At 58.6% G+C, this 12601-nt stretch carries 11 protein-coding genes; 5 read left to right on the forward strand and 6 right to left on the reverse strand.

Annotated features, from left to right (window positions below):
- The first annotated feature begins 8 nt into the window (after nucleotides 1-8).
- From GS611_RS11915 to GS611_RS11925, 3 genes are read left to right on the forward strand one after another with little or no spacing between them, the layout of a single operon-like run.
- Nucleotides 9-1931 carry a nitric oxide reductase activation protein NorD gene (locus GS611_RS11915; RefSeq protein WP_171635906.1) on the forward strand — a complete coding sequence of 641 codons (1923 nt, stop codon included), beginning with the start codon at nucleotides 9-11 and terminating at the stop codon, nucleotides 1929-1931.
- Nucleotides 1928-2476 (forward strand): cytochrome c oxidase subunit 3, encoded by a 549-nt coding sequence (locus GS611_RS11920; RefSeq protein ID WP_171635908.1) that lies wholly within the window; start codon nucleotides 1928-1930, stop codon nucleotides 2474-2476. The genes GS611_RS11915 and GS611_RS11920 overlap by 4 nt, the downstream gene beginning before the upstream one ends.
- A 4-nt stretch (nucleotides 2477-2480) precedes the next feature.
- Nucleotides 2481-2768 carry a cytochrome C oxidase subunit IV family protein gene (locus GS611_RS11925; RefSeq protein ID WP_171635910.1) on the forward strand — a complete coding sequence of 96 codons (288 nt, stop codon included), beginning with the start codon at nucleotides 2481-2483 and terminating at the stop codon, nucleotides 2766-2768.
- Between the two features lie 54 nt (nucleotides 2769-2822).
- Here GS611_RS11925 and hemA read toward each other — a convergent pair whose 3' ends face one another.
- Nucleotides 2823-4046 (reverse strand): 5-aminolevulinate synthase, encoded by a 1224-nt coding sequence (hemA, locus tag GS611_RS11930; RefSeq protein WP_171635913.1) that lies wholly within the window; start codon nucleotides 4044-4046, stop codon nucleotides 2823-2825.
- A 187-nt stretch (nucleotides 4047-4233) separates the two neighbouring features.
- Here hemA and GS611_RS11935 point away from each other — a divergent pair, with 187 nt between their 5' ends.
- The gene (locus GS611_RS11935) at nucleotides 4234-4926 is read left to right on the forward strand and encodes a Crp/Fnr family transcriptional regulator (protein ID WP_171635915.1); all 693 of its coding nucleotides are present in this window, start codon (nucleotides 4234-4236) and stop codon (nucleotides 4924-4926) included.
- Between the two features lie 205 nt (nucleotides 4927-5131).
- Nucleotides 5132-6139, forward strand: coding sequence for a D-cysteine desulfhydrase family protein (locus tag GS611_RS11940; protein WP_171635917.1), 1008 nt, complete (start codon nucleotides 5132-5134; stop codon nucleotides 6137-6139).
- A gap of 85 nt (nucleotides 6140-6224) precedes the next feature.
- On the opposite strand, the gene GS611_RS11945 is transcribed toward GS611_RS11940, so the two are convergent.
- The 5 genes from GS611_RS11945 to GS611_RS11965 form a co-directional block, all read right to left on the reverse strand.
- Complete coding sequence (locus GS611_RS11945) at nucleotides 6225-9545, reverse strand: AAA family ATPase (protein WP_253285010.1); 3321 nt, start codon at nucleotides 9543-9545, stop codon at nucleotides 6225-6227.
- A gap of 191 nt (nucleotides 9546-9736) precedes the next feature.
- The gene (locus tag GS611_RS11950) at nucleotides 9737-10114 is read right to left on the reverse strand and encodes a VOC family protein (RefSeq protein ID WP_171635920.1); all 378 of its coding nucleotides are present in this window, start codon (nucleotides 10112-10114) and stop codon (nucleotides 9737-9739) included.
- A 3-nt stretch (nucleotides 10115-10117) separates the two neighbouring features.
- A complete protein-coding gene (locus GS611_RS11955; protein WP_171635922.1) occupies nucleotides 10118-10666 on the reverse strand; it encodes a thioredoxin family protein in 549 nt (182 codons plus the stop codon).
- A gap of 120 nt (nucleotides 10667-10786) precedes the next feature.
- Nucleotides 10787-12046: a TRAP transporter large permease gene (locus GS611_RS11960; protein ID WP_171635924.1), complete on the reverse strand. Its 1260-nt coding sequence runs from the start codon at nucleotides 12044-12046 to the stop codon at nucleotides 10787-10789.
- Entirely contained in the window at nucleotides 12043-12576 is a 534-nt protein-coding gene (locus GS611_RS11965) for a TRAP transporter small permease (protein WP_171635926.1), read from the reverse strand. Before GS611_RS11965 ends, GS611_RS11960 begins: the two co-directional genes overlap by 4 nt.
- Nucleotides 12577-12601: the final 25 nt, after the last annotated feature.

Raw genomic sequence — 12601 nt, forward strand, 5'->3', positions numbered from 1 at the left:
GGCCGGCGATGGTCAGGATCGACTTTGAGCCATGGGAACCCGAAGAAACCATCGGGAAACTGTGGCACACCCTTGCCAGCCGCCTCGATGCACCCCAGGTGCATGTTGGAGCCGCGGTCGACCTTTCCGAGGTCGCGGGGCGGCTGGCAGTCCTCTTTCGGGGGCTTGGGGGTGGTCCGGGCGTTGAATTGCGCCCGGTCTCACCCGAGGTTTCGCGCCACCGCCTGAGTTGGCGCCGCAAACTTGCAACCGAAGTGGAATTGATGCCGCGCGCCTCGTTCGACGGAGAGATTTTGCGTCTGCCCGACCGTCTGGCAGTATTCCCCGCGCGCGAGGCAAACGGCGCGCTCTATGTCTGGTTGGCCGCCGCCGCGGCCCATGCCGGAACCCGAATTGACGAAGAAGATCCTCTGCGTGCCGACCTGCGTGCCTTGATCGCCGCCCGGCATATGGTCGAGGCGACTCTGGACGATGCGCCAGGCTTGCGTCCGCTGTATACCGAGCTGTGCAAGGGTGTGCTGTATCAGCGCGACATCCCCAGCCTGCCGCCTGCCGAGGCCGCGGTCGAAGAACTGATCCGTCATATGCTGGGCGATCCCAAGCCCCTGTCGGATCAGGCCGAGCTCCTTCTGGCACTTGACGACGACCTGATCGCCCCGCGCGGCTATCAGCCGTTGCGCCCGGTTCCCCTGTGGCCGGAGTTGCGCGCAGTTGGGTTCTCGGAACACAACGAGGTTGAAAACCCCGATACCGAAGGCCCGCCAGAGGAATCCGGCGAAAAGACACACCGTGCCCGGCGCCGCAAATCGGATCAGGCCGAGCGCAGCGACAGTTTCATTCTGCACAAGTTCGAAGCCATCCTCAGTTGGGCCGAGTTTCTGAATATCAACCGCCGCATCGATGACGACGATCCCGACAACGCCAAGAAGGCGGCTGACGATCAGGAAGAGATCGGTCTTGGTCAGATCTCAAAGGCGCCGCCTACCAGGTTGAAGCTTCACCTTGATCTGGCGCCCGAAGACGTCAACCGCGAACGCCTGTCAGGCCGTATTCTATATCCCGAATGGGACGTGCGGACGGGTCAATACCTGCCGGATCATGTGAACGTTCTGCTTTCGGATGCCGATATCCGCGACGATGCTGCCGAGTTCGGCAAGGATCCGGCCACTGCGCGGCGCATTCGTGCCGTCAAGCGCCAATTCGAGGCACTGCGCCCGGGGCGCGTGATGACCCGGGGCCATCTGGACGGGGACCAGCTGGATATGGAAGCCGCCGTTCGGGCGCAGGTTGACCGCTGCGCAAATGGTGAAGGGACGGAACGCGTCTGGATGCAATCCCGCCCCGAGGCCCGCGATCTGGCGGTGTCGATCCTTCTGGATGTCAGCCGATCCACCGAAAGCGCGGTCACAGGCCGCGCCGTGATCGATATCGAACGCGAGGCGCTGGCGGCCTTGGCCTGGGGCCTGAATGCTTGCGGTGACGATTTCGCCATTCATGCGTTCAGCTCCCTCAAGCGTCAGCGCGTCTATGTGCAGCGTTGCAAACGGTTTGACGAACCGATGGGAACCAAAGTTGAACAGCGCATCGCGTCGCTGCGCCCCGGACATTATACAAGGTTGGGCGCGGCAATCCGACACTGTTCAGCAGATCTGGCCAGCCAGTCCCGCAAGCGCCGATTGCTGCTGGTCATTACCGACGGAAAGCCAAACGACCTAGATCACTACGAGGGGCGCCACGGCATCGAAGATACCTGCATGGCCATACGCGAGGCGCGCCGGGCCGGACAGTCGGTGTTCGGCGTTACCATCGATAAAACCGGCAAAAGCTGGTTTCCGCGCATGTTCGGGCAGGGCGGTTTCGCCGTCATTCCAGATCCGCATCGCCTGACCATGGCCCTGCCGCAGATCTATCGCCAGTTGGTCGGCGGATGAGTGATGCCCCTCTGATCGACGAACTGCCGGGCGAGTTCCTGATGTGGGTTCTGATCATTTCGGAACTGCTGGTCTTTGGCGCGGGGATGATCGCCTTCATGGGGGTACGTCTGACCGATCCGGCGGGCTTTGCCGAGGCGCAGTCGCATCTGCATCGCACGGGTGCGGCCTTGAACACGGCGGTATTGGTGACATCCGGCTATCTGGCCGCACAGGCGTTGCATTGGCGGCGGAGCATGCAACGTTTGCGGGCCCGTTTGGCGTTGATCTTTGCCGCGCTTCTGGGTGTCGTGTTCCTGATCATCAAGGGTGCAGAATACGCCGACAAGGCGTCTCAGGGGATAGGATACGAAACGCATCCATTCTTTCTGTTCTACTATATGCTGACCGGCTTTCATGCCGCGCATGTCCTCGCCGGGGTTGGAATTTTGTTGCTGGTGGCTTGGCGCGACGACCCCAGTAGCGTCGAAGCGGGCGCGCAGTTCTGGCACATGGTGGACCTGGTCTGGATCATGCTGTTTCCAGTGATCTATCTGCTGGGATAGTCGGATGGCCCAACCTTCATCTTTGACGAACAGTTCACGTCAGAGGTCGCCGAACTCTCTGACCCAGGCTTGGCTTGGGCTTTTGGCACTCAGCGCGGGATCCGCGCTGCTGACCCTGATTGGGGCGCCCACCGCGATTATTGCTGGCGGTATCCTGTTGCTGGCGCTGATCAAGGCCCGCGTGATCCTGAAACACTATCTGGATTTGGAGAACAGCCAAAGCTGGCTGCGTGGGTTCACCATGGTGTTGACGGGATTTTCCGTTGTAATTTTTGCGCTCTATCTGGTCTGAGGCAAAAAAATGCCGCCCCGAAAGGCGGCATAAGTCAAGCAAAGGGGGGTCTGATTACTGAGCGGCCTGTGGGATCCGCGCGATCTGACAACGCTGCCAGAGCGCCGACAAAGCACCGACCAGATGATCGATATCCTCATCTGTGTGGACCGGGGACGGCGTGATCCGCAAACGTTCGGTGCCTTTGGGGACAGTGGGATAGTTGATCGGCTGGATATAGATGCCGAATTCTTCAAGAAGCGTATCCGAGATGAACTTGCACTTCACCGGGTCGCCCACCATCACCGGGATGATATGGCTGGGGTTCGGCAGATGCGGTATCCCTTCCGCATCCAGACGGGTGCGCACCTGATCCACACGGGCTTTTTGCAGATCACGCTCGGCGCTTGACTGCTTCAGATGCCGGATAGATGCGGCAGCACCGGCCGCGATCGAAGGCGGCAGGGCCGTGGTGAAGATGAAGCCGCTAGCAAAACTGCGAACGAAATCGCACAGCGCTGCGGAGGCTGCGATGTAGCCGCCAACCACGCCGAAGGCCTTGCCCAGCGTGCCTTCGATCACGGTCAGGCGATCCATCAGGCCCTCACGCTCGGCAATGCCACCACCGCGCGGGCCATAGAGGCCGACGGCGTGAACTTCGTCCAGATAGGTCATCGCGCCGTATTTCTCGGCCAGGTCGCAGATTTCCTTGATCGGCGCGATATCACCATCCATGGAATAGACGGATTCAAAGGCGATCATCTTGGGCGCGTCGGGGTCGGCGGCGGCCAGTTTGGCCTCCAGATCCGCAAGGTCGTTATGTTTCCATATCACCTTCTGCGCCCGTGAGTGGCGGATGCCTTCGATCATCGAGGCATGGTTCAGCGCATCAGAGAAAACGATCAGACCGGGGATCTTCGCAGCCAGCGTTCCCAGAGCGGCCCAGTTTGATACATAGCCCGAGGTGAACAGCAAAGCGGCCTCTTTGCCATGGAGATCTGCCAATTCTGCCTCAAGCAGAACGTGGTCATGCGTCGTGCCCGAAATGTTGCGCGTTCCGCCCGCACCGGCGCCACAACGCTCCAGCGCATCGTGCATGGCGTTGATGACCGCAGGGTGTTGCCCCATTCCAAGGTAGTCATTCGAGCACCAGATACGCACATCCCGCTGGATCGAACCATCGGTCTGGCGAGCGTTCGGGAAGGCTCCGCAACGTCGCTGCAAGTCGATGAAAACCCGATAGTTCCCTTCATCTTTCAAAGCGTCGAGGCTCTGGCTGAAAAATCGCTCGAAATCCATCTGACATGCTCCCCGGATAACTGGCTGTGAACCGAACCTAGGACAGCGACGGGCCCCGTGACATGACAATTGTCAAGTTGATCTTCAAGAAAAAGGCTGGCACTGCCACGCCGGCTTTGGCATAGCAGGGCATTGGGGATGATATCCCGGGCCATCGCCCGGACTGGATGAAGAAGGGAGTGCCTTCATGTCACACGAGGCACAAAAGGCGATTGCGCGGCAGTCTCTGCTTCTGCGCAGCTTGCCGGATCAGCATGTGGATACATTGCTGCGGCAAGCGATTTGGCGGCAATATGACCGTGGCGAGACGATCTTTCTGCAAGAGGAAGAAGCCAAGGCCGTGCACGTCGTGCTGGCGGGTTGGGTCAAGCTGTTCCGTATCTCTCCGACCGGGGCAGAAGCGGTGGTGAGCGTTTTCACCCGCGGAGAAAGCTTCGGTGAGGCCGTTGCGCTGCGCAACGTGCCGTATCCCGTGTCCGCCGAAGCCGTCTCAGCCTGTGAAGTGATGCATATTCCCAGCCCGGTGTTGCTGTCCCTGATGAAGGAAGACCCGGAAATCGGCGTTTCAATTCTGGCTGCGACGTTCACGCATCTGCATGCTCTGGTGGCGCAGCTGGAGCAATTGAAGGCGCAAACCGGGGCGCAACGCGTTGCAGAGTTTCTGTTGAACCTGTGCGATCGCGAGTCCGGTCGCTGCGAGGTGGAACTGCCTTACGACAAGATGCTGATCGCCGGACGTCTGGGGATGAAGCCCGAAAGCCTGAGCCGCGCGTTTTCGCGGTTGAAACCCATTGGCGTCAAGATCAACAGGAACCACGCGGATATCGCCGACATGGACGATTTGCGCAACTACGCCGAAAGCGACACCAGCGAGAGGTGATTGATCACCGTCGACCGGACCCTTTGACGTTGCAAATTCACGGAAAGCCCGTGATCCGAAACTGGCCCGCTTCAACGGGGGCTCCAGTCGGACGCTTTTGCGCGTGACCGGCTGTCTTCCACGCTTTCCAAAACCTCACTATCCTGATCAGCAGTGCCATCCATCGGCACGAGTCTTTTGCATGAAAATGAAGGGCACCTGGTCCATGATAGACGTAGCGCTTTCAAACTATCCCCGCGCAAGGTTGATGACATCGGTCACACCGGTCGAACGGCTTGAGCGTCTTTCTGACCAACTGGGGCTGGACCTGTGGATCAAGCGCGACGACCTGACCGGGCTCAGCTTCGGCGGAAACAAGACCCGCCAGCTGGAATTTTATATGGGCGAGGCGCTGAGGCAGCGGGCGGACACCATCCTGATCACAGGTGCCGTGCAATCCAATTTCGTGCGCACTGCGGCAGCTGCGGCGGCAAAGCTGGGAATGTCATCCGTTCTTCAATTGGAGGACCGCGTGACGAATATGGGCGAATACTACCATCGATCCGGAAATGTTCTTCTGGCACAGCTTCTGGGGGCGGAACATATTGGCTATCCCAGGGGTGAGGACGAGGCGGGCGCTGACGGCGCTCTTCACGAACGTGCCGAGGATCTGGTTGCTATGGGTCGAAAACCATACGTGATCCATCTGGGCATCGATCACCCTCCGCTGGGGGCATTGGGCTATGTGGCGGGGGCGGCCGAGTTGCATACTCAGATCAGCGATTTCGACGCCGCAGTGGTGCCGTCTGGAAGCGGGGCAACCCATGGTGGGTTCCTGGCCGGATTGCGTTTGGTCGGACAGACTGCGCCGGTCTACGGCATATGCGTGCGTCGCGATCAGAACCAGCAGCACACGCGTCTGCAAAAGGTCCTGAGGCGATTGGCGACCATGATGGGTTTCGACCCTGCTTTGGTCATGGAAGACATCTGTACCTGGGACGGCGCTTTGGCACCCGGATATGGGCGGGTCGGTCGAGCAACCCGCGAGGCGTTGACCCTGATGGCGCGCTCCGAAGGCATCTTTCTTGACCCTGTTTATTCTGCCAAAACCTTTGCGGGGCTTCTTGGACTGCTTGAACAAGGCATCATCAAAAAAGGTCAGAAAGTTGTTTTGCTGCACACGGGTGGTCAACCTGCGTTGTTCGGATACCAGGACGAGTTGCAACCGAGTTGAAACAGCGCAGCATTTCGCCTTTGGTCCTGCGGGGCGACAGGATGAACGGAAAGGTGTTGCCCGCAGAACTGGCCGGGTAAGTACTCTACGACACTTTCGATTGATTGAGCAAAGACATGGCCCGCGCGACATCGCGGGTCTGCGCGCCGCCAACGATCATAGCCAGAATCTTTCCAAGATCCGGCAGCGAGGCCGGTGAGCAGCCAAAGCGGTCGCAGGTTTGCACGTAATCCACCGCTGTGCGCAGTTCGAACATTCTTGCCTGTTGTTTGCGTGCGGTTTCCAGAGCCTCCGTGAACAGATCGTCTGCGGCAGTGCCCATGGAGCGCACCAACGCCTGTATCCGATCCGTCTCGGGCTGAGTCCAGGCTTCATTGGTCAGAACCTGCTGTTCACGGGCTTCATCCAGCAGGCGCTGAGCCGCCTTCGGGTCGTTCGCCTTCAATGAAGCTTCGGCAAGGGCCGTCAGGAACACCGGTTTGTAGTTTCCGGCCCCGCTGGCCCACCAGGCTTCGGACGCGTCGCGCATTGCTCGGATCGTTTCCGGGCCTGGCTTGATCTGCGCGTCCGCCCAACACCGCCAGACATTCGCCGTCAGTGTCATGAAGGGGAAGGTGTGTTTGGTTGCCAGTTCCTCAAGGCGCGCGGCAACGTCGTAAACCTGTTCAGGTTCACGCCGCAACAGGTGCAACATACACAGATATGTCAGCGTCTGTGCCAGGCTATGAGCGTGATTGAGTTTCTGCGCCGCCGAGATCGCCTGATGCTGGATCTCGAGCGCGCGGTCGGGTTCTCCGCGCAACCAGACCGTCATGCTCAGGAAGCAGGATGTAATGGCAGCATGATCCGTGCCGTAGACATAGGCAAGACGGCTGTGCTGCTGAGGATCATACAAGTGCAACGCTTGTCGCAGATGTGCATAGGCGGCGTCCTGCTGCCCGATATGCAACAAGACGGCACCCATGGCCCGATGGGCAATCATTATGTGATGCGTTTCGTCGGTCAGCTTGGACAGGTCCAGCAACTGCGCCGCGACGTCCTTGGCAAGGTCGTATTCGCCGCGGACCAGATGATACGCATAGAGACCATTGAGCACAGGGAATAATTGTTCGGTTTCGCCCAGCCGATTGCACAGGTCGCGGATCCGGGCATACACCGCCCCCGTTTCATCGGCCGCGATGCCAGCGGTCGAGCGCAGAACGCCGGCCCGCAAGGTCTGGATCTTGGTTTCCATGCGGTCGCGGTCAACCGAGTCTTCCTGCTGTTCAAGCAACGCCAACGCACGCCCCAGCTGAGTGGCTGCTTCAATCCCGGCCGAGCGTTCAACGGCACGTTGCCCGGCCAGATACCAGTGTTCTATCGCTTCTTCCGGCATATCTGCCATCGTGTAGTGATGAGCCAGAATTTCCGGACCGGCAGAATTTTCGTGCAACGAGGCAGAGTTCAGTGCTTGGACCACACGCGCATGCAGCGTTCGCCTCTCGCGTTTCAGCAGGCTGTTGTAAGCGGTGTCGCGAATGAGAGCGTGACGATAACTGAACGTTTCCTCGGGCTCTGAGTCTGAAACGAACACGATCCCGGCATCCACCAGCAAATCCAGACCGGAACGCAACGCCCGTTCATCAAAACGGGACACGCTTGCAATCATCGGATAAGAGAATTGCGGGCCAATGACAGCGCCGATCTGTGCCACTTCCTTGGCCGAGCTCAGTCGATCAAGACGAGCCATCAAGGCATCATGCAGTGTCTTCGGCACAGTGGCTGATGGCGTGGACCGGTCGATCGTATAGGCGTCGGCGCGTTCGGTCAGAAGATCGGATTCCAGCAGATCCTTCGTCACCTCTTCTACGAACAGCGGGACACCGTTGGATCTGGCGGCAATCAGATGGTGAACTTCGTCCGGGACGGTCTTGCCCTTGGCAACATCGTTCACGATCTCTTTGACCTGCGCGAAATCCAGTTGTTGAAGCGCGACGTGCATCAGGTTGCGTGATTGTGGCCAACCCGGATCAAAGCCTGTCCGATAGCTCATGACCATCAGCAGGCGCGCGTCCTCTATCCGGGTTACAAGCTGATCAAGCAGAGTCTTTGTCGTTGGATCGATCCAATGTGCATCTTCAAACAGCAACAGGGTCGGGGTTTCCTGCGCCATGCCGATCACATGGTTGACCAGCATGTCCAGCGTCTGCTTCATGATCTGCTCAGGGGTCAAGTCCAGCGGGCCAAGCCTGTCTTCAAACGGGACCGACAACAGTGCCGCAGCCAGTTTCAGTGACCCTTCAGAAGGATCGCCCAGAACGCCGTGGATCTTGTTCAATTTATTGTCCGTACTGTCACCGGCCCGCAGTTCGGCCGCGTTTTCAAGCTGGCGAATGATCGGATACAACGCGCTTGCGTCATGAAAGGGCGAACACTGAAATCGAAGCTGTCGGTGTTTTGCGTCCGGGATCGTGCGGCGAAGCTCTTCGATCAGCCTGGACTTTCCTATGCCCGCCTCGCCCGAGACCAGCACCACCTGACCTTGACCCTGACGGGCCAGCTTCCACTTGCTTTGAAGGGTTTCATGCTCCTGCGCGCGCCCGACCAATGAACTCATCCGGGCGTCGTCTGCCGCAAGAAAACGGCTGAGAGTCTGGCGCGTGCCGGTGACTTGCCAGGCTTCGACCTCTTTGGCAAAGCCTTTCAATTGAAACGTGCCCCGGCGCACATATTCGAACGCATCACCCGCCAGTTCCCGCGTCGTCGGCGCGACGATCATTGTCCCTGGATCAGCCATCGATTGAAGCCGTGCGGCCAGGTTCGGGGTCTCGCCCATGGCGGTGCCATCCTCGAACATCTTCTCTCCACGCAGGTCACCGACGACAACCAGGCCGGTCGCGATCCCTATGCGGACTTCAAGATGTGCATGCGTGCGGAGTTCCGGAATTTCCCGAACGATCCGAAGACCTGCATGAATGGCGCGTTCCGGGTCGTCTTCATGCGCATGCGGAAAGCCAAAAAACACCATGATACCGTCGCCATAGTAACTGGCGATATGCCCGTCAAAAGCGGCGACAGCAGCGGCGCAGGTCTCTTTGAACAGCCTCAGAACCTCGGCCAGATCTTCAGGATCCAGCTTTTGCGATATCGCCGTCGATCCAACAAGATCAATGAACATGACCGTCAGCTGTCTGCGCTCTGCAATGATGTTGGGTTCTTGATGCGCGCGATGTGATCCCGCAGCCTGCCCGGTTTCATCCCGTATTGCTTTCAGAAAGCGGCGTCTGGGTCCAAGGGGCAGGCCGATCGTGACAAGGTCATCGTCGCTCAGTTCCGGCAGATCACCCAGTTCGACCTCGTGCCGGGAGAAGGCATCGACATATTTGGACAAGCCGTTTCGGATCAGCCATTCATCAATGTCAGCCATTTGACCACCATGCATGACCGCAACCAGGCGGATCCAAGCATTCCCCATTTCCCTATGGTTAAAAGGACCAGCCCCGGGCATAGTCCGGGAAAACACAGTTCTATCAAGGACGACCCGCGAATTCCGGTCAAGTGTTCAATTTAAGGGTGAGGAAATTTCATTGCACGAAACTGTATCGGAGCCTGCCATCTCTATTCGTCGGTCCGAAAATCGATGTGAATGTGATTGCCGTCCGGATCCCAGACGTTCAACTGAACGGTGTCGATCGCCGTCAGTTCTACACGGCGATAGGAGACGCCATTTGTTTTAAGATGCGCTTCGAACCGATCCAACCCTGTCGCCGAAAAAGCGAAATGCTCAAGCTTTAGGTCTGCGTCCGAACCCGTGGCCTCGGCCTCGACACCGACCAGATGCACGAAAGCGTTTTCTTCGACATAAAGCCAGGCTCCGGGAAAAGGGAAGGGCGGGCGTGGCCCGACCCGCATCCCCAGCAAGTTGCAGTACCAATCGATCATCTCGTCCAAACGCGTGGTGCGGAGGTTGACATGATCCAGTGACGTGATCTCCATGGCCTAGCCTCGGGTCCATTTGATCGAACATCCCATTGATGGAATCTGGTCCTGGGGGCCTTGCCCGGTCTCGGCAATTTGCAGCATCGCATTGACCAGTTCTGGTTCGCGCTTGCCTGTCTGGCCGCGGCCCAGATTGTCCAGACGGCCCCGGTACTGCAACTTTCCATCCGCATTCAATCCGAAGAAATCCGGAGTGCAAACAGCACCATAAGCCTTTCCTACGGATTGATCCTCGTCCACGAGATATGGAAAGTTGAAGCCGTTCTGCCGTGCGAATTCCAACATGTTTGGCGGCGAATCTTCGGCGTAATCGCGATAGTCGTTCGACATGACCGCCAACACGCCGATCCCCTTGGACATCAGCAGGTCCGTGTCCTGGGCAAGCCGGTCCGTGATCGTTTTGACATAGGGGCAATGATTGCAGATGAAGGCGATCAGCAACCCGTTTTGCAGGTTATCGGACATCTTGAAGGCCTGACCGTTCGGGTCCTTGAGCGTGAAGTCCGGGGCTTCCCAACCGAAATCGCAGATCGGAGTGTCGAGCAGCATGATTGTCCTTTTTGTGACCAGTTGGCATGTTCAGGCCAGCTTAGCTTACGGGCGCAAACAAGTAGAGCGTGATTTCCGGCACCATGTCTGCGACGGAATGCGCCTGCAAACGTATCTGGTTCAGATCAGCAGCGTTGACAGGCTTGGGTAATAGCTGAGCAGAAGCAACACCAAAGTTACTGCGATCAGGAAAGGCCAAAGCGATTTCAGGATTGAACCGGGCGATGTGCCGCTCATGGACGAGGCGATGTACAATCCGATCCCGACCGGGGGCGTCAGCAGCCCAAGCACAAGGTTCAGGCAGGCAACAATGCCGAACTGATAGGGGCTGATATCGTATGAACCGGTTGCAATCGGCAGCAGGATCGGAGTGATCAGGATGATCGCGGCGATGCCATCGATCACCATTCCAACCAGCAAAAGCGCAAGGTTAACGATCAGCAGGAACACGAACGGGTCCGAGGTGACCGAGGTGATTAACCTAGCCAGTTGCTGCGGTATTTCCTCATAGATGATGACCCAGCCGAACACGCTGGCGGCCGCGATCATGAACAGGATCATCGACGCATTGGCCGCCGTGCGTTTGAACATCTGTGCCAGGTTGCTCGGCTTCAGGTCCCCGTAAACCAACCAGCCTACCAGAAACGCGATCAGGGACGCGATTGCAGCGGATTCGGTCGGTGTGGCGATCCCGAACAGAATGCCGCCTATGATCGACATCGGAATCAGCAGGGCAGGGGCCGCGCTGATCAAGGCCTGGACGGCTTCGGCACGCGTCATCCAATGCCCTTTCGGAAAGCTCTGCCACCACCCGATCAGGGTGATGACCGATGCAAACGCCCCGGCAAGGATCAAACCGGGCAGGATTCCTGCAATGAACATGTCACCAATCGGGATCTGAGCCAGAACACCGAAGATGACAAACATCATCGACGGCGGGATGACCGGAGCCAGCAGCCCGCCCGCGGCCGTCGTGGCAGCGGCGAAACCCTTGTCATAGCCCTCCTCCTCCATCGCGGGGACCATGGCGCGCGACATCACCGCGATCTGCGCCGTCGCAGACCCGATGATGGCCGCCATGAACATGTTTGCCAGCAAGTTGATATAGGCCAGCCCGCCGCGAAACCCGCCGACAAACACCCGGGCCAGCGCGACAAGGCGCCGGGTCATGCCGCCTTCGTTCATCAATTCTCCGGTCAACATGAACAGAGGAATTGCCAGCAGGCCGTAATTCTCAAGACCGCCGAACATTTTCTGCGCGAAGCTGTCATAAAGAACCGTGTTGCCGCTTTCCCAGATGTACCAGATGGCCGTGATCGCCAGCACGATCGCCACGGGCACGGACAGAAGTAAAGTGGCCAGAAAGACGATGGGGCTCATGGCTGTGCCCCTTTGCCCGGGGCGCTCAGCAGATGCATGGTGGAATGCAGCGTCGCGCCCACTGCGAAAAGCCACATCACCAACCAGAACAGGTACTTTGGCAGGCCCAGGGTCAGCGTTGGCTCGGCGTAGATGAAATTGAATGTCTGACCTTGAAACGCCGCCACGTCAAATCCGCTGCTGGCGATGTCCAGCGGAAGGAACCAGCGCCAGCAGAACCACAGCATCGCAAAGGAAAAAGCAAACACGACCACGTCCACACCCTTGCGGATCAATGGTTTCGCGCGTTCGGGCACGTTGTCGGAAACGATGGAGATCGACACAGAACTGCGATGGTGCAATGCGGAAGACGCGCCCAGAAAGGTCATCCAGACCATCGCGTAGATCGCCAGCTCATCAACCCAGAACAGGGCGTTGCCCGCCGTTCGCGTTACGACATTCAACAAGATCAGAATCGTAATGCAGACTGCCAGAAAGGCAGCGCACCACAACTCGACCCGCGCCAAGCCTGCCGACAGCCGATACAACATCGCTGTTCTCCCGTGAAAAAGGGCG

It is taken from the genome of Ruegeria sp. HKCCD6119, from assembly GCF_013110585.1.
GTDB lineage: Bacteria > Pseudomonadota > Alphaproteobacteria > Rhodobacterales > Rhodobacteraceae > Ruegeria.

Excerpts from the sequence above, each read along its gene's own strand:
- GS611_RS11915 (WP_171635906.1), top strand. The coding sequence starts at position 9 with ATGGTCAGGATCGACTTTGAGCCATGGGAACCCGAAGAAACCATCGGG.
- GS611_RS11920 (WP_171635908.1), top strand. The coding sequence starts at position 1,928 with ATGAGTGATGCCCCTCTGATCGACGAACTGCCGGGCGAGTTCCTGATG.
- GS611_RS11925 (WP_171635910.1), top strand. The coding sequence starts at position 2,481 with ATGGCCCAACCTTCATCTTTGACGAACAGTTCACGTCAGAGGTCGCCG.
- hemA (WP_171635913.1), bottom strand. The coding sequence starts at position 4,046 with ATGGATTTCGAGCGATTTTTCAGCCAGAGCCTCGACGCTTTGAAAGAT.
- GS611_RS11935 (WP_171635915.1), top strand. The coding sequence starts at position 4,234 with ATGTCACACGAGGCACAAAAGGCGATTGCGCGGCAGTCTCTGCTTCTG.
- GS611_RS11940 (WP_171635917.1), top strand. The coding sequence starts at position 5,132 with ATGATAGACGTAGCGCTTTCAAACTATCCCCGCGCAAGGTTGATGACA.
- GS611_RS11945 (WP_253285010.1), bottom strand. The coding sequence starts at position 9,545 with ATGGCTGACATTGATGAATGGCTGATCCGAAACGGCTTGTCCAAATAT.
- GS611_RS11950 (WP_171635920.1), bottom strand. The coding sequence starts at position 10,114 with ATGGAGATCACGTCACTGGATCATGTCAACCTCCGCACCACGCGTTTG.
- GS611_RS11955 (WP_171635922.1), bottom strand. The coding sequence starts at position 10,666 with ATGCTGCTCGACACTCCGATCTGCGATTTCGGTTGGGAAGCCCCGGAC.
- GS611_RS11960 (WP_171635924.1), bottom strand. The coding sequence starts at position 12,046 with ATGAGCCCCATCGTCTTTCTGGCCACTTTACTTCTGTCCGTGCCCGTG.
- GS611_RS11965 (WP_171635926.1), bottom strand. The coding sequence starts at position 12,576 with ATGTTGTATCGGCTGTCGGCAGGCTTGGCGCGGGTCGAGTTGTGGTGC.